The organism is Vibrio sp., assembly GCF_038138445.1.
GTDB lineage: Bacteria > Pseudomonadota > Gammaproteobacteria > Enterobacterales > Vibrionaceae > Vibrio.
Genome location: NZ_JAYQDQ010000082.1, coordinates 1 through 17,487 on the forward strand (window position 1 = coordinate 1; position 17,487 = coordinate 17,487).

Consider the following 17,487-nt stretch of genomic DNA (forward strand, 5'->3'; position numbering starts at 1 on the left):
CAATACCGAATTTAAAAGGAAATGATTAGATGGGGTTTACCGCCAGCTTACGTTGTACCAAAGCACAAAGACCCGCATGCTCGTTATGATCCAAATTAGGAACTAACGACTGACCAATTACATCGATTTGGTCAGGTTGCCAATGAGGCACAAAAAAGACGTGAGTTAAGGGCTAAAAGGGGAACCTTGGCGTCAGCTGCACGCAGCGTAAAAGATAAAGCGATGAAACCTGTAGTTGCACCGAAAAAGGATAAACCCAATTCAGTCAGATACGCTGCGTGGATATTAGTGGTTATGTCTGTGAGTTTATGGCTGATGTTTATGAGTCGTTAGGTCTTGCTTTCTTCAGAGGGGTTACTTTACCCAAACCAAGCTCTTCTTCTTTACCTAGAGAGTCACATTGGTGTGGGTTGTAGTATCTATATTGGTTTTTACCACTGTGCTTGGCAGAATACATTGCTTTGTCTGCACAGCGTGTTAGCTCTAGCATAGAATCTGCGTCATCAGGGAATAGAGCCACGCCAGCACTCACGGTGAGTTTATTAATTCTTTCCGTACTTTGATAGCTGTCTTCGAACAAGTGACATATACGTTCCAAAATTCGATTAAGGTCCTCAACACTATTCACACCATAAAGGAGGAGCACGAATTCATCACCAGCGAATCTAGCAATGGAATAATCGTTTCTTTGGGTTTTTCTGTCTTTAGTTCGGATATTGTTTTTAAGTCGGTTGGCAAAGTGCTGAAGCACTCGGTCGCCGATTTCATGACCATAGGTGTCATTTATCATCTTAAAATTGTCAATATCTAAGAAGACCATTGCGGTTAAAGTATCATTCTCTCTGACTTGTTCTAGCTTGCCTAGAGCCCAGCTTTCAAAGCTCCAACGATTGGCCAATCCGGTTAATTGGTCACGGTATGCGAGGTCTTCAATGCCTTCTTTATACAATGACTGTATATAACTGGTCACTTTCGCATAGAAGTAAGCCGAGGTGTTACAAAGTACACCAAGGGCTAATAAACTAATCAAGAATCTATCTATCGCAAATTGGCCGGATACGACAACCATATTGGTGAAGACGCAGACTATGAAAGTTAATATATAGAAACACACACTGATAACTAAGCCTGTCTTGAATTCACATGCAAAAATGACGGCAGCGAGAATCGGGAACAGCCAGAGCAGTCTATCGGCTATGTGTGCGCCGTAGAAAAGTAGCATTACCGCTTGGAACAGCAATACGCTAGACAAAACGATGTCAGAAACGTTAACCGATGGGTATAATCTTTGGTACAAGAGGTTACCAGCTAGAATTGTTGCGCAGAGAATGTTTATGGTGCCGAATAAATAGCCTTGGTTGGCAAAATGTTGGAATCCGTAATACGCCATAATTAATAGGGCTATCCCAGAGCAAAGGAGCACAATCTTACATTTGCGGGCAGAACGCATATCTGCCATTTCTTCGAGATGTTGTCCTACAAAATTTGTCATATGTTCCCTTGCCTACAAAATTTACAATCCGGCTATTTAAGTCTAGAAGAAAAAATTCAGTTTGGAGCAAGGTTGAGAAAATAAATCAATATTTATCAATTAATTATATTAACATAATTGCATATAGTATATTCTTGTGTAGATAAAGAATAAACAGGAAAATGAGTTAACTAAATGTATTTAATGGTAAAAAACAGAGTGATTGCGAATTTAAGGTGCATCATATTGTTTGATATCTACTTAAAATGATGTGTTTATTCCTTTAACTGTAACTAAATGTTCTACTTGGCTCGATTTTAGTTACTTGAGTTTATTGATTGAATTCCTGACGCAACCAATTACGCAGCAACAAAATGTTTTCGTTTTTAAGTTTTTCTGGAGGGCATGCGAAGTAGAAATCTTGATAAGGGTTACGAATAGGCGAACCAACTTCAACAAGAGAACCTTGATCCACTTCGTCTCGGATAAAATGCCGATGCGAAACAAAAATGCCGAGTTTACGGATTGTTGCTTGAACAGCCTGAACAGAAGAACTGAATTTCAGGTTTTGTTTATAGTCGGGCTCAGGGAGTTGATAACTTTTACACCATATTTTCCAGTCGTTCTTACGCCTAGCATTGGTAACTATAATAGCCGGATATTGCTTGAGCATAGATTCTGGTGTGGTATGCGTATCAATTAGCTCTGGGCTGGCTGCCATGACGAGTTCATCTGCCGCTAACAATTCACAGTAATAGTCTGACCAATCATTAGTATTACCATGAATAATAGCGACATCTACGCCTTCAGATTCCATTTTGAAGTACCCTGTGAGGTTTGATATTCGAATATCAATGTTTGGTGCAAATTGACTAAATCGATCAACATGAGGAATCCACCAGTGCATGACCAGAGAATTGACCATATTGAGGGTTATTCGTTGACTGTGTTGTTGCTCAATGAGTTTTTCAGTTGCAGAAACTATCTGTTCAAGTGCGGGCGCAACCTGATTGTAATACTTTCGTCCTGTTGAGTTAAGAACAACATTTCTTCCTTGGCGAATAAACAGCGTCTGTCCGAGCTGTGATTCAAGACTTTTTATCGACTGACTGATCGCTGAATGACTAACGCTAAGGATTTGGGCTGCATCCGTCATGCTGCCAGTTTCTGCTACTGCAACAAAAGAGTACACAGACTTTAACGGCACAGGTCTTTTCATATGTAAGTTTCTCTTACAAATACTGTAAATATAACTCGCTTTTTATATTACTTACAAGCTCATAAACTTGAGCCATGATAGAGGAGGATTTATGGTAAATCGTTGGTACCCCACATTATTTATGATGGCGTCTACATTTAGTTTGTCATTGACAGGGTTGGTTTCCAAGTTTTTAACTGATTGTTTTGAAGTTAGTTTGCTAAGCTTTCTGAGGTTTATTATTCCAGCCATGATGTTAGTACTTTTCTTTGTGGGACGGGAAATTAGGTGGCCTACTCGTAATGAACAGTTACCTTTGTGGATAAGAGCCTTGTGTTTAGGCTTAAGCCAAGTATGCTTTATATTTTCACTTCAACACTTGACATTGATGGAAAGTGTAGTGCTTTTCGGCACGGGGCCTTTGTTTATCCCACTCTTAGAAAACCTTATTTTTTCTACCCCAATTAAAGTATTCAATACCATAGGTATAGTGGTGACATTTGTTGGTGTGTTCATGCTATCGAGCGACGGAAGTCAAGTGAACATAAGACTCGAACTTTTAATAGGCTTGTGTGCTGGATTATTTAATGCCGGTTCTCAGCTAAGTTTGTACAAGATTAGTCAAAGCCGTTTAAATGCATTTGAAATAAGCTTTTGGAGTTTTCTTTATGCAGCCGTAGTGGTTGTCCCTATACTCGCGTTCAGCTTTATTGATAATCGCGCTATGTATCAGTCCTTGGATGACAGCTCATGGGTCGTCGTGATTGCTCTTGGTTTATTAGGTTTGATGATCATTAATACGCAGGTATTTCGTTCTAAAGCATACCAACTTGTAAACTCTGGTTCTGAATTGGCACCAGTGATTTACACCAATTTGATCTTTACTGCCCTATGGCAGTGTTTGTTCTTCCAAAAGACTTATGAGCTTACCCAGTTATATGGTCTCGCTTTAATTGTTTTGGTCAATATACTATGTGCCACATACTCCAGAATTGAGAAAAATAATTCTAGCTGCCAAGGTTAACTCAACATAGGTTTGGCGGAGAATTTGTCCTTCTAATATTTATTTGAAAATCCTTAAGCCTTTTAAGCTCGGTCAAATTTTTTGATGACTACTTTGATTATCAGGGAGGAGTACGCTTCTAAAGTAATATTTTTATCATTATTAATTGAAACTTACTCAAGTTCATATAGGTTTTAAGTAGGGGCGGCATAAATGTGACTTTTATCGTCAAACACACAAACCAAGGGCCAATAGAGTGACGGAATAACCCTATTGGATGCACAGTTTCCCGGTGCTACGTCTTGCGCTGGCTTTTTGTGAGGGTGGAATGAGAGAACGCTTTGGCAGTCGATGGGCAGCTTTACTCGTGGCACTATTTTTAAGCATTGTTGGAGTAAGCCTTGTTGAGCTTATCGATCGTAGCCAAAAAACTTTTATGCACGACAGCATGTTAGTTAGAGCCAAAGAAGAGCTATCTATTATTCGTTCAGAGTTAGAAATTACGATTTTTAATGACATCTTTGTTGCGAATGGGCTGTCTGCACTTATTGCTGCAAATCCAAACTTTGAGTTTTCAGGGTGGGGTTTGTTCGCCTCTAGTGTGATGCGTAAAGCGCACCATGTAGAACTTATTACGTTAGCGCCAGATGATGTGGTGAAATATGTCTATCCATACGAGGGCAATGAAGCCTTACTTACTCTTGATTATCGAACCTTACCCGAACAATGGAGGACGGTTAACAAGGCGAGAGATATTCATGAAATATTGATTGCTGGCCCACTTAATTCAGTGCAAGGTGGGCGAGTGTTAATTGCTCAAGTTCCTATTTTTTCTGACCCTATATACCACCGTGATTATTGGGGAGTATGCAGTTTAGTTATTTCTCTCGAGACGCTATTTCAAGATGTCGGAATTGAGTCATACACAGAGAAGTATTACCTTGCAATGCGAGGTGTTGACAGCTCGGGAGAAGAGGGTGATATTTTTTATGGCAAGCAAAGCACCTTTGATCGTGCCTTTGCTGTTGAATCTGTTAAATTTCCATATGGGACTTGGGCTATAGCTGCAGCAACAAAAAATGATCTGCTGGAGTACAGCAATTGGTATCGAGTTCACGCTGTCAGGCTCCTCGGTTATCCTCTTATTATTCTACTCATGATTGCCTATGGCACAATCTATTACCTTTACCATACTGCTAATCAACGAGCCCTGCACGATTCGTTAACATCACTGCCCAACCGCCGTTACTTCATGTATACCTTTGAGCGTCATTTTGCTCTTGTTTCTGGTTCCGGAAAGAAAGAATCTTTTGCAATTCTCAATGTCGATTTAGACAAATTTAAGTGGATTAACGATACCTTCGGCCATGCTGCTGGTGATAAGGTTCTTATTGCAGTTGCCAGAAGAATCAAGAGTACCTTGAGGTCTTCTGATCTTGTGGCTCGGGTTGGTGGTGACGAATTTTTGATACTTTTAACTCGAATTAAGCGCAGAGAAGACGTTGATGTTATTAACATCGAATTACAAAAAGCTATTTGTGAAAAACCTGTAGTTTATGAAAAAAATGACATTAATGTTCATGTTAGTATTGGCCTAGCAGTATATGATGATCGATTTAAAGAAGTTGATGAGATGCTCAAAGCTGCTGATGACAGTATGTATGATAAAAAACGGAGTCAAGATTAATTTGGTGACCTTTACGATTCTTGACAGCTTATTGGTGAGTATGGTCAATTAAGAGTGAAAAAAAGTTAGTGAGGTAGAATGCAAGACTTGAGGAAATGGTTGAGTGATTATGGTGAAATTCATCAAAATCCGATAAACCAGAGGATTAACAAAGTAGCGGTACCTAGCATTTTCTTATCCTTAGTGGGTTTAATATGGACCATTCCATCATTATCGCTTTTTGGCCAGACACTTAACTGGGTGTGGGTCGCTGCGATACCTATTGTTATTTTTTACATTAAGCTTTCTTTAAGTGTGTTTTTGATGATGCTGGGATTTTCCCTAGCCTGTATATCGCTAGTTTGGTCTCTAGACATACTTCAATTGCCAGTGTTTCTGATCTCAATGGTCGTATTGGCTCTATCCGGGGGGTTACAATTCATTGGTTACAAGATTGAAGGTAAACAACCTCCGTTTAAAGAGTACATTTTGTTTGTTTTAATTGGCCCGATATGGGTATTTCGCCACAAGTAACGTACCTAAAGTAATGTGGGCTGTTGCTTTGATAAACCTACCAAAATTTCGCAAGTAATTGCAAAATGAAAATGGACTTTTTTATTTTGCAAGGAGAAACTCACAATGCAAGTCTATTATGCGTATTGTTTGTATGTATTTGATGGAAAACTACCCAAATATAGGCTTTAGATAGCTTTTAAATATTGGCATGTCTTGTGCATGTAGTTAAGTGACCCTTATTAAGCCGAGGGTCACCTAGCCAACTGACGTTGTTAGTGAATACGTATTGTTCACACTTTATATAGCCAATCACAGATATTGTGGTTGGCTTTTTTTATTTAGTCATATGAATATGAGTTAGCTTTCTGAGCTATAGCAACTTGGTTTTCTTGGGCAAACGGCTCCTCTTGAACAAATAACCCGCGCGTCTGCCTGTATCCCGCGCTCAACCCAATTAATATTTAGAATTTTTGCTACAGTAGTAAACTCTTTACGTATGTTATTTGGTATAGATGAAGTACCACCACTTTGGACACATAGTGATTTTAGAGATTCTGCGATTGTTTGTGAGTCTCCACCTTGTGCATCTATTGCTGGATTTAAATCGATGCCAGCACAGAGCACTCTGTTATTCCCTGCAGGGTCGACTATGTTTACTGACTCACAGCAGTAAATTCTAGGCTCTTCATTGACATTTAAGATAGATATCTGTGCAGAACTTGAAGATTGGGGCTGTGATAATCGACGAAAAACAGCCCAGTGCTGGCAAGGATCATTGACTTGGCGCATATTTCCCCATGGTAAGGGTATCCCATTCCCTCTGTATACGGCTTTCAGCTTGTTCTGGCCATATGCATCAAAATAGTGCCAATGTGGATATGGCGAAACTACAGTCATACGCCTCATTGCGACCGAAGGTGACACCCCTGCTTTTACATGGGTATCAATCTCATAGCCATTGCGATCGAGTAATTGACGAAAAGGAACTTTAGGGCAAAGTAGAGCTCCCGCGAAAAAGCTTGATTCAAAATCACGCCATGCTTGCAAAATGTCTTTTGATTTAAGGTGTGATGTTGAATTTGATTGTGTATTTTCCTCCCAGCTATTTGACTGACCAACAGAAAGCACACTTTTTAGGCTCGATTTATTGTGCAAAGCACAGTGACCAATATACACAGCTAGATCATATTTTAGGCGAGTAGGGTACTGCTTTAAAATATCATTTAGGTAGATCGTATTGGGGGGGGCGAAGAAAGAAGTCACTATTTGGGTCGTACTTACCCCTAGTTCATCAATAATATCCTTTGGTGGGCGGGATATCCATTGTATGCTGAGTCCCATACGACGAGCGATGTCCATCAAATCTTGCTTTGATAAGTTAAGGCGTTTTAAACCAATTTCTTCAGCAGCTCGTTCAAGGTCTGGAAAATGATTTTGATTACTTTCCTGGTGTGCTCTGATGAGAAGGTGGGCAAACTGACGTCCAGAGATGCCTGTTTGAGATAACATCTCTGGAATCGCAATCTGTAATATCTCATTGGAAAAGAGGAAGCTAGGTTCGAGCGCCATACCATGAATTCCGCCTCTATTTCCTTTCTCTGGTGTGATATCGGCTTTTTCTGGTTCGTCGTCCAGAAACCAAGCAGGATCCTTTTGGAACACGTCGGCTATAACTTCTAGCATATCACTGCTTGGTATTCGTTTTCCCCGTTCAATCATAGAAAGATAAGATACGGATGGAGCAGATTCTGGATTGACTCTTATACAGCGGGCAGAGAGGTCTTCCATAGTTAAGTGATTTCTTTTTCTGAGATTTCGTATTTTTGTACCCAAAAAATGAGATTGGCGGATTAGGCTTTTTGGCAACATTTTGTAAAATTCACATTGTAAAATTTTTGTTGTGAAATTGTAGTAAAAAACAAACTAGTATACCAAGTAAGCAAAGTCACAAATCGACATATCGCGACGCACAAGTTCTAACTACTTGTTCTAGGAACGCAAATTGTGAAAATTCTTGAGGGAAGACAATATGAACATGCTTACTTTCGATAAAACGAGAAACCACCCTGAACATGAGACCTTTATCGCTGAAGCTGTATTTGAAGTTGAGAAGGTAAGTGCAAATATGGCATCTGAAAAGCAAGCTAAAGCAAAGCTATTGCTTGATCGACTTTTTCCTTTAGAAAATGGCTCTCATAACGATGTTACAGCGTATGTTATAGATTACCGACATGTTATGGCCTATTTCAAGGACGGACACCACAGTGGTTTGAAGCACCCAAAACATTTCGTCGCATACTGTGGAGAGAAAGAAGATCCAGAATCTATTCTTTTTCGAGACGGTTCTGGAAGTCATGTGGAACTCACATTAGGCCCTCACAAAGGAACGGGTTGTGTTGAGCTAGTACACATAAATGACATTCAATTAGAAACCTGCACACAGTTTCCGCAAACATCCGATGAAATGTCGGTAATGCGTCATTGGATTAGCTTGGTTAAAGGTGATGGACAAGGTAAGCCTTGCGCGTGTTCTGAAGCTAAAGAATATACATCTAAATCTGGAGAAGATTACGATTTAGTATGTTGCTATAAAATAATTCGATAAATTTAATTAAAGTTCAAACTATTATTAAGGGCTCATTTTCCAATGAGCCCTTATTGTATATGATGTTCTGTAAAACAATGAAACAAATATGAAAATGGCTATATTTTACCTCGTATAATAAATAATGTCTGGGTGTTAAAAAAATAGTACATAAAAATATAACTAAAGCTTATATGTTTGTTTTTACGCAGTCTTACAGCTAAAAAATCAAATTTTAATTATTTTATTGAGCTTTTAGTGTCTTATTTTCTTTCCATGAAACAAATTGTAATTTGATATTTTGTTTGCTTGATTAACTTGTAATCAACCATGTTATTGAGGCAGACACACGCAGACACTTCCTATTCAGTCGTTGGGAAGAAGAATTCTATACCAATAACAGGAAAGTAAAATGAAACAACATCAGACACTTTGGCTAATTGCAGCTGGATTAGGAGTTAGCCTTCCAGCAACAGCCGCACAGATGGTTACAGTAGAAAACGATGCATTATTGCAAGACACTCTCAAAGCTCAATCAAGTAGCGTTGTTCCGATGGAAACTGGTTTTGCTGAAGTTAAGCGAGTAGTTCTGCCCAATGGAAAAGTAAAAGTCCGCTATCAGCAGACTTACATGGGGCTCCCAGTATTCAATACCTCTGTAGTCGCCACCCAGACTAAAACGAGTCAAAGTGAAGTACATGGTATCATGATGCAAGGAATCAGTGGTGATGTCGCGACACCATCTCCTGCACTAGATGAAAAACAAGCAATTTCGGCGGCTAAGAATGCCTTTAAAAGAAAGTCTCTAGTCGAGTCGGATGCGCCAATAGAAAATACTAAGTCTAAATTGATGGTTTGGTTGGATGATTCAAATACGGCCAAAGTGGTTTACATGGTAGATTTCTTTGTTGCAGCCCAAGTTCCACAGCGTCCATTTTATTTCATTGATGCAAACACAGGAGAGGTGCTTAAGCATTGGCGTGGACTAAACCATGTTCAGGCTACAGGAACAGGGCCTGGGGGAAATGAAAAAACGGGCCAGTATAACTTTGGATCAGACTACCCGGGATTTGTTATTAGTAAGTCTGGCAGCACTTGTATCATGAATAATGATGCAGTTAAAACAGTGGACCTAAATGGTGGTACATCAGGGAGTACCGCCTACAGTTATTCATGTAATGATGACACCAACTTTAATGACCATAAGTTTGTAAATGGAGCTTATTCGCCGCTCAATGACGCCCATTACTTTGGTAAAGTTGTGTTCGACATGTATAAAGATTGGATGAACACAGCACCATTAACTTTCCAACTTACGATGCGCGTGCATTACGGAAATAGCTACGAAAATGCATTTTGGAATGGTTCATCAATGACGTTCGGTGACGGTAAAAGTAGGTTCTACCCTCTAGTGGACATTAATGTTAGTGCACATGAAGTGAGCCATGGCTTTACAGAGCAAAACTCTGGCTTGGTGTATGCCAATATGTCTGGTGGTATGAATGAAGCTTTCTCTGATATTGCAGGTGAGGCAGCCGAATATTATATGAAGGGGTCTGTTGACTGGATAGTGGGAGCGGACATATTCAAATCTCAAGGAGGGCTACGTTATTTTGATCAGCCCTCAAGAGACGGACGTTCAATCGATCATGCATCAGACTACTACAGTGGTTTAAATGTACATTACTCTAGCGGTGTCTTTAATCGTGCTTTCTACTTACTGGCGAATAAAGCTAGCTGGGATGTTCGTAAGGGATTTGAAATCTTTACCTTGGCTAACCAAGTGTACTGGACAGCTAACAGTACTTTTGATGAAGGTGGCTGTGGAGTCGCTAAGGCCGCATCAGACATGGGTTATTCTGTAGCGGATGTTGAAGATGCGTTTAATACAGTAGGTGTGAATGCTTCTTGTGGTACTACACCACCCCCGACTGATAATGTTTTGGTTAAAGGAACTCCAGTGACCAATCTTTCGGGTTCGCGTTTGTCTGAATCTTTCTATACCTTTAGCGTTGACACAGCATCAACCGCAGTTGTCTCCATGTCTGGTGGCAGTGGTGATGCAGACCTATATGTAAAAGCGGGCAGCAAACCTACAACTAATAGCTTTGATTGTCGACCATACAAATACGGCAATAATGAGCAGTGTAGTGTGTCAGCAACACCGGGTATGACTTATCACGTCATGGTTCGTGCTTATAGCAGTTACTCTGGTGTGACACTTAGACTAGACTAGTTGATGGGTATCTAAGTAAAGGGCTCCTATTAGGAGCCCTAACTTATTGCTGTAGCTTACTTTTTGCTTGCTCTACTTTTGAAAAATCCAAACCTAACTCTTCTACCGCATCTTTTATCAACTGTGGGTTTTGCATTACTTGCCCCATTAATAGTTGCAACTGGTCCTGAGGTAGCCCTAATTCCCCTATGCTTGACATAGCAGCGAGAGGGTTTTGTGTCAGAGTTTCAAACAGTTCGTTGATTTGCTCGTTACTGATGCCGTGCTTTTTTAGCATTTCAATTATCGGGTTCATATTTCACCTGTAGCTTGGGTATTTAGATGGCCAAAGTGTATCATTACCCTTCTCTTTGTTGAATGCCTAACTAAAGCTCAGTAAAGAAAGAGCTCAACTCGCCAACCACTGGAGGAGTCACCGTGTTTACTTATAGTTTCTTTTACTCTATTAGGCATTGTTTGCTTTAAAACTATTTACTGCCGATGCAACACTTTCAGCTCCACTATATATTTCGTCCATAGTACGAGAGACTTCTTCGATACGTGTACTTGTCTGTTCTGCAACACTATTAACATCATTCATCGCTTTGGTGACTTCTTGAGTTAGTGACATATTTTTGTTAACAACCTGTGTAATTTCCTCTGTCGATTCAGAGGTTCTCGATGCCAGTTGTCTAACTTCATCTGCAACGACAGCAAAGCCTCGACCTTGTTCACCAGCCCTAGCAGCCTCTATTGCTGCGTTTAGAGCGAGCAAATTGGTTTGGTCAGCAATACCACCTATGGTTTTAACAATTTCTGACACATCATTGGATAAAGAGGCGAGTTCCTGAACTTGATTAATAGATTGGTTCAAGTTGTGCATCATAGTCTGAGAAATATTTACCGTGTCTTCTAGAATTTTTTTTCCCTCTTGAGTGACCTTTGAAGTTTCTACAGCTGTACTGTAGGCAATATTTGCAGCATCTGATACTGCTAACTCTCGAGTTACATCGTTAGTAATATCAGAAGCAAATTTGACAACTTTATACACTTTACCCTTCCCATCACACACTGGGCTGTAGGATGCTTGGATCCAAATTTCTTCACCGTAATTTGTTTTGCGCAGGAATCGCCCTGAAAATGCTCGACCGTTCGATAAATCTTTCCAAAAATGAGGGTTTTGCTGGTAAAAATCATCAAAACAAAACATCTTATGATGGTTTCCTTGGATCTGATCGAGTGTATAGCCAAGTGCGGTTAGGAAGTTATTGTTGGCTTCGATTATGGTTCCATCAGGGTGGAATTCTATGACCGCAAAATTCTGATGAAGAGCTTGAATAAGGTCCTGTTGTGCTCGAGCCTTAACCATCTTTTCAGTAACATCATTGGCGATTTTTATAACACTTTCGACCTGCCCATTGGTATCTTTAATTGGAAAGTAGGTCGCCTCAATAATCACTAGGTCACCATTTTTGTTGTAGCGCTCAAAGGTTCCTGACTTTACTAGACCTTTTGCTAGGTCATGCCAAAAGCTGCGATACTCTTGTTTTTCTGTGTATTTGGAATCACAAAAGATTCTGTGGTGTTTCCCTTGAATTTCGTCGAGTTGGTAGCCCATGGCTTCTAAGAAAAGTTTGCTAGCGGATTTAATATTCCCATTGGGATCAAAACGTATCGTAACAAGAGAGTCATTCATTGAGTTAACGATTTGTTTGTAGTCATTACAGTCGTCGTTATTTTGGCTTCCGCTTTCAGCAAGTTTTTTGAAGGGCCACATAGTGCCATACTCCCTAATGATTTTTATATCACTAGTAAGTATGATCTATGTTTAGAGTAAATCAAACTAGACGCATAATATTTATTGAAGCTAGCCTAAATCCTAAACTTGTGTATGGATCAACTGAGCTAGACGATTTATTCCTGAGTGCCATACGTCGGTATCTTCAAAGTTGGCACAACTTAAGCGGATACATTGGCGAAATTGTTTGCCAGTAGTAAAAACCTTACCAGGTAAAATACTGATTCTGCTTTTTCTGCATTCTTGATAGAGCCTATAAGTGTCTATCCCTGGAGGTAGAGTTAACCAAATGAGAAATGAACCCTGAGGCCGGGATAGATGGAACTGTCCTCTTAACTCATCGTAGCTGTTTAATGCTAGACTAAGCAGGTGACTAAAACGACGGACATTGTACTGGTACGCTCGACGCATTTTATTGACATGTTGACGGTATTTCCCTGTAGAGAGAAACTCTCCGACGGCAGATTGAATGAGATTTAAACTGCCCATGTTATCGCTTATTAGATACTTTTCGATTTTTGCGTGGTATTGACCGGCTACCACCCACCCGATACGAAGCCTAGAATCAAGTACCTTTGATAGTGAATTGACATAGATAACTCTATCTTGTTTATCCAAGGATTTAAGGGGCATTATATTACTGGTGTAATCGAGTGCGGCAAAGACGTCATCTTCTATTATAGGTATCTGCTTTGATGCGCTAAGGAGTTCAAGGCGCTTTGCCAGTGGCATTCTTGAGCCAGTCGGATTAGAGAAATTCGGTGTTACGAGAATGGCTTTGATTGGCCAGTCAGCAATAGCTTTCTCCAGAGCTTTTGGTTCCATACCGTGTTGAATACAACTAGTAATTTCCACTACTTTTAACCCAAGTGACTCTAGCAAAAGTAGATTTCCAAAATAACAGGGAGACTCAACGGCTACTATGTCACCGGGTTTCGTTATCGCTCGCAGAGCTAAACTTATCGCTTGTTGTGCTCCGTGAGTGACAGCAAGCTCTTTTGAGTTTACTTCAACGTTGAGCTCAAGGCTGATCTTTGTCAGTTGCTTGACGAGAGTCTTGTTGCCAGGCGGAAGCTGGTAATGGCTTGGCATATAGCTTTGCTGACGGCTATGGCGTCCAATTTCAGCATATAAGCTCTTGATGGTAGAACTTTTTACATTTGGGTGTGCTGAACCTGTCGCAAGGTATTCTTTTTGCTCCGGGTATTGGAGGATTTCTCTAGAAATAGACAAGAGATCAATAGGTCTAGGGCTTTGTTGCTCTATTTCTACTTTTGTCGGTATCTTTACTCGATAGCCAGATTTAGGAATCGAATATATTAACCCGGCGGCATCCATATCTTGATAAGCCCGTATTACTGTATTTTTGCTCACCTTTAGGGTCAAGCTGAGTTGGCGAATTGAAGGAAGCTTTTCTCCATGTTGGTAGATACCACTATTTATTCTTTCTTCAATGAACTGCTTAACCAGAAGAAACTTGCAAGTTTTAGTCATGTTATCTGTGCCCTAATAAGCTCTATAATCTGTATCTTTTCATGGTAACTGAACCCTAATAAAGTAACTCTTATCTCAATTAAAAGCGATAGGAAGAAAAATGTTAGTTAGACTTATCCCGATGGTGTTTGTGGTACTTTGGGCTTCTGGGTTTGTGGGGGCGAGGATAGGTCTACAATATGCAGAACCTGCAACATTGCTGACTTTGCGGATGATGGCAAATCTTGGGGTGTTTACTTTACTTGTTGTCATGATGAGAAGCTCTGTTCCCCAAGGTAAGATGTTTTGGCATAGCTGTGTAGTAGGCATCTTAATTCATGGGCTGTATTTAGGGGGGACATATATTGCAATTGGTCTAGGTATGCCTTCAGGTCTTAGCGCAATATTAGTCGGTACTCAGCCGATTCTAACCGCGATTATCTTTGTCACTTGTGCGCGTGAACAGTTGAGGCTATCCCAGTGGCTTGGTTTAGCATTAGGGTTTATCGGTATTAGCTTGGTACTGGTGGGGAAAACTCAATGGCAAGATGACTCACATAAATTTATTGCTATAGGTTTGTGTATTGTGTCTTTGTTTGGGATCACCTTTGGCACTTTATATCAAAAATACTTTTGTAGCGGAGTAGATAAAGTGGGAAGCGCATTGGTCCATTATTTTGCTGCGTCATGTCTATTTTTACCTTATGCGATGACCTTTGAAACAATGTCCGTTAATTGGACAGTGGAATTTACTTTAACCTTGATTTGGCTGGTTGTTGTACTGTCAGGGTTCGCTATTATGCTTTTTCTTTTTATGGTTGAGCATGGAGCATCAGAAAAAGTAGCATCAATATTTTATCTTGTTCCTCCAATGACTGCTGTTCAAGCATGGCTAATATTTGGTGAATCTTTCGATAACACTGCAATCATTGGTTTTATTCTATCAGCGATAGCTGTGTATCTGATTACTCGGATTAAAGAACCAGTTACTAAACGAATAACAAAGGGTAGTAATATTATTAGTAAATTTAGTTAGTTGCAGATGCTTGGTACTTTGTTGCTTATTTTTCTTTAGAACTCTTGTCTAGTGGGCTAAGTTTACATAATAGTTATTATGTTGGGGATCAGGATAATGAAGCAAGTTAAATGTCTTCTATCCTTCGTAGTTTTACTGACAATTCATTTCAGCTCAGCAAGTGTTGCGCAAGGTACGGGTGATTTGCGAGAACTATCCTATTTCACCGAATCATACCCTCCCGGTAATTACTTAAAAGATGGCAAGATATCTGGCTACGCGGTAGATATACTAAAAGCAGCCAGTAAGATAGTAGGGGAAGAGGTTGATTTATCCCAAGTTACTTTGCAACCTTGGGCTAGGTCTTATCGCACTGTACTCACAGAGCACAATTCAGTTCTATTTTCGACCACTCGCTCTAAGCATCGAGAGAAACTGTTTAGTTGGGTTGGGCCTATAACGGATATCAAAATAGTCGTAATGGCGCGTAAAGACGCAAAAATTAAGATAAATAAAGCGATGGATATGGCCAAATATCGCATTGGTGTAATACGAGACGATATTGGCGAACAAACCTTGTTGGATATGGGTATTCCGAGAAATGCAATGCAGGAGTCTAACTATGTTACTACATTAGCTGAGCAACTCATGAAAAAGCGTATTGACCTATTGGTCTACGCTCACAGAGCAGCTATATGGTGGTCTAAAGAAGCTCAAGTTGATCCGGATCTGTTTGAACCTGTGTACACAGTGAAAGAAGGCTATGTCTACTACGCTTTTAATACAGAGGTTAGCCCAGAAGCGAAAGCTAAGCTGCAAAAGGGAATCGATTTGCTCAAAACCACCAAAGGAGAATCGGGTGAGTCTCTTTATCAAGAAATCATGTCAAAGTACGAGTAACTGAATTAGAACTTATACTTGGACATCAAACTTTTGCCTTTTTAACAAAATATGGGTTGTCAAATTTCTTTTGCGGCCCCAACTCCGATACAACGAGTTTATTCCACAGCTTTGTGTCAAATTCTCCTTTCGGGATCGAAGGATAGAGTGTTTCCTCCTCTTCGCGGGCGTAACGTAATAGTTCTTTTTTCTTAATCTGGTTATATTTACGCGCAACGTGGTTGTGCTTTGAGATCCATTCCAATTTAAAACTGGCGAGTGCTGGCTCTGCCTGATCCATGGGTAATCTTGATAGATAGATACGCTTGTATGATACTTTGCGGTCAAGCATGGTTCTCATGGCAGTTTGAATGTATTTACCGTGATGAGTAATGGAAATATCGTTCTTATCAAACAGGTTAACGCTCCAGCCAGTAAGAAAAAAGCTGGGCTTACGGTACTGCTTGTTACGTACTTCTATCGCTTTATGGATCACAATATCTGAAGTGCCATTAAAAGTCTGTTGCCATTTAGCAATACGTATTTGTGTTGCGGTTGGTAAACGATAGATGTGGGTAAACTTATCTTGGTCCATAAATGAATACACAGAGTGTTTAGGTTAGGAAAAGCCTATCTCAAAGGTAATAGTTAGCAATTATAACTCTGAAATAGTGGGTGGGGTCGCATCTTGCTGACCCAGTGCTACATTGTAGAGAATTCTTGCGCTTACTGCTAGTAGTTATCGGTCAAATCGTAGTAAATAAATAGCGCAAAATATTGACGAAATTTTAATTGAGGGGCAATCTACATTAGGATCTCGAATTTGTTTACATTGATATCTCTATGTATTGCTGCCTGTTGGGAGTACAGTTTTATTATTCATTTTTGTAGAATAGTTTTATAAGTTTCTTTTTCTCGCACTTTTTTAACGACTACCGTACCTGCAATTAAGTCATGCCAGCCCTGCTTCTTATAATTGAAGCATATCCAAACAAAGCCTAAGCATAATGGCATGGCACTTAAGTAATATGAAAAATATCGAATTATGGCTGCTGACATTGTTAGCCTATGGCCTGTCTTTGCGTCTAATACTTCTAGGCCCAAAGCAATTTTTCCAGGTGTGGCTGATCGATATACCCAAAACGTAATTGTTGCGACCAAAGGACATATCCAGTTGAGAATGAGATCCCATCCACCCAATATATAATTATCAGAGCTCCAATATAGCTCACCATAGGCCCAGAATATTAGTGGCATTGTGAGAAGAAATAGTAAAACTGTATCGATCAACGTAGCTACAAGCCGTGGCCAGAATCCAGCATAGTTAAGGGGGATATCATTCATACTCTTGGCTTTATTATTAGAATAAAGTGGGTGTACTACAAGAAATAATGATTCTTGTTTTTAAAGTTAAAGAATGAATGTATCAGAGGTTCAGGTGTAGGAAAGCCATGGGCGTATGAATTTTACTTATTTATGACATAAGGTGTTTGATTAATTATAAATAAAGCCGGTAATTTTTAGAAGCTAATATAGCTTCTCGACAACCAATAGTTGTTCAGAGATGTTTTGTAGTTGTTCAGAGATGTTTTGGACTAAAAACATATGCTACGCGCTGAGGGATCCCCTCATAAATCCGCCAGTGCATAGCCATCTTTTAAGAGCTGCT

15 protein-coding genes and 1 pseudogene are annotated in these 17,487 nt (G+C 39.9%); 7 read left to right on the forward strand and 9 right to left on the reverse strand.

The features are described 5' to 3' along the window. Window positions 1-319: 319 nt before the first annotated feature. Window positions 320-1,492, reverse strand: a complete 1,173-nt coding sequence (locus AAFM34_RS16905) for a GGDEF domain-containing protein (RefSeq protein ID WP_341664799.1) — start codon at window positions 1,490-1,492, stop codon at window positions 320-322. A 310-nt stretch (window positions 1,493-1,802) separates the two neighbouring features. Beyond that, window positions 1,803-2,690, reverse strand: coding sequence for a LysR substrate-binding domain-containing protein (locus AAFM34_RS16910; RefSeq protein ID WP_341664801.1), 888 nt, complete (start codon window positions 2,688-2,690; stop codon window positions 1,803-1,805). A gap of 91 nt (window positions 2,691-2,781) precedes the next feature. Between AAFM34_RS16910 and AAFM34_RS16915 the strand changes: the two genes are divergently transcribed. The 3 genes from AAFM34_RS16915 (at window position 2,782) to AAFM34_RS16925 (ending at window position 5,872) form a co-directional block, all read left to right on the forward strand. Then, entirely contained in the window at window positions 2,782-3,693 is a 912-nt protein-coding gene (locus tag AAFM34_RS16915; RefSeq protein ID WP_341664803.1) for a DMT family transporter, read from the forward strand. A 307-nt stretch (window positions 3,694-4,000) separates the two neighbouring features. Further along, window positions 4,001-5,359, forward strand: coding sequence for a diguanylate cyclase (locus tag AAFM34_RS16920; protein WP_341664827.1), 1,359 nt, complete (start codon window positions 4,001-4,003; stop codon window positions 5,357-5,359). 78 nt (window positions 5,360-5,437) lie between these two features. After that, entirely contained in the window at window positions 5,438-5,872 is a 435-nt protein-coding gene (locus tag AAFM34_RS16925; RefSeq protein WP_341664805.1) for an Mpo1-like protein, read from the forward strand. 339 nt (window positions 5,873-6,211) lie between these two features. Here the strand turns inward: AAFM34_RS16925 and AAFM34_RS16930 are convergent, their stop codons facing one another. Continuing rightward, window positions 6,212-7,723: a DUF3612 domain-containing protein gene (locus AAFM34_RS16930; protein WP_341664807.1), complete on the reverse strand. Its 1,512-nt coding sequence runs from the start codon at window positions 7,721-7,723 to the stop codon at window positions 6,212-6,214. A 160-nt stretch (window positions 7,724-7,883) separates the two neighbouring features. On the opposite strand from AAFM34_RS16930, the gene AAFM34_RS16935 reads away from it, so the two are divergent. After that, window positions 7,884-8,459 carry a hypothetical protein gene (locus tag AAFM34_RS16935; protein WP_341664809.1) on the forward strand — a complete coding sequence of 192 codons (576 nt, stop codon included), beginning with the start codon at window positions 7,884-7,886 and terminating at the stop codon, window positions 8,457-8,459. 391 nt (window positions 8,460-8,850) lie between these two features. Further along, a complete protein-coding gene (locus AAFM34_RS16940; RefSeq protein ID WP_341664810.1) occupies window positions 8,851-10,674 on the forward strand; it encodes a M4 family metallopeptidase in 1,824 nt (607 codons plus the stop codon). 43 nt (window positions 10,675-10,717) lie between these two features. Here the strand turns inward: AAFM34_RS16940 and AAFM34_RS16945 are convergent, their stop codons facing one another. The 4 genes and pseudogenes from AAFM34_RS16945 to AAFM34_RS16955 form a co-directional block, all read right to left on the reverse strand. Then, window positions 10,718-10,969 carry a DUF2999 family protein gene (locus AAFM34_RS16945; RefSeq protein WP_341664812.1) on the reverse strand — a complete coding sequence of 84 codons (252 nt, stop codon included), beginning with the start codon at window positions 10,967-10,969 and terminating at the stop codon, window positions 10,718-10,720. Between the two features lie 150 nt (window positions 10,970-11,119). Further along, window positions 11,120-11,539, reverse strand: a complete 420-nt coding sequence (locus AAFM34_RS21025; RefSeq protein WP_371833284.1) for a methyl-accepting chemotaxis protein — start codon at window positions 11,537-11,539, stop codon at window positions 11,120-11,122. 123 nt (window positions 11,540-11,662) lie between these two features. Continuing rightward, window positions 11,663-12,430: pseudogene (locus AAFM34_RS21030) on the reverse strand (PAS domain-containing protein); the annotation flags it as partial. 102 nt (window positions 12,431-12,532) lie between these two features. Next, on the reverse strand, window positions 12,533-13,945 hold the full coding sequence (locus AAFM34_RS16955) for a PLP-dependent aminotransferase family protein (protein ID WP_341664816.1): 1,413 nt from the start codon (window positions 13,943-13,945) through the stop codon (window positions 12,533-12,535). Window positions 13,946-14,045: 100 nt separating this feature from the next. Between AAFM34_RS16955 and AAFM34_RS16960 the strand changes: the two genes are divergently transcribed. Together AAFM34_RS16960 and AAFM34_RS16965 are read left to right on the forward strand one after the other, a co-directional pair. Continuing rightward, complete coding sequence (locus AAFM34_RS16960; protein WP_341664818.1) at window positions 14,046-14,960, forward strand: DMT family transporter; 915 nt, start codon at window positions 14,046-14,048, stop codon at window positions 14,958-14,960. 96 nt (window positions 14,961-15,056) lie between these two features. After that, a complete protein-coding gene (locus AAFM34_RS16965) occupies window positions 15,057-15,839 on the forward strand; it encodes an ABC transporter substrate-binding protein (protein ID WP_341664820.1) in 783 nt (260 codons plus the stop codon). Between the two features lie 25 nt (window positions 15,840-15,864). On the opposite strand, the gene AAFM34_RS16970 is transcribed toward AAFM34_RS16965, so the two are convergent. Then, entirely contained in the window at window positions 15,865-16,413 is a 549-nt protein-coding gene (locus AAFM34_RS16970; protein WP_341664823.1) for a hypothetical protein, read from the reverse strand. A gap of 284 nt (window positions 16,414-16,697) precedes the next feature. Then, window positions 16,698-17,162 (reverse strand): RDD family protein, encoded by a 465-nt coding sequence (locus tag AAFM34_RS16975; protein WP_341664825.1) that lies wholly within the window; start codon window positions 17,160-17,162, stop codon window positions 16,698-16,700. Between the last annotated feature and the right edge of the window lie 325 nt (window positions 17,163-17,487).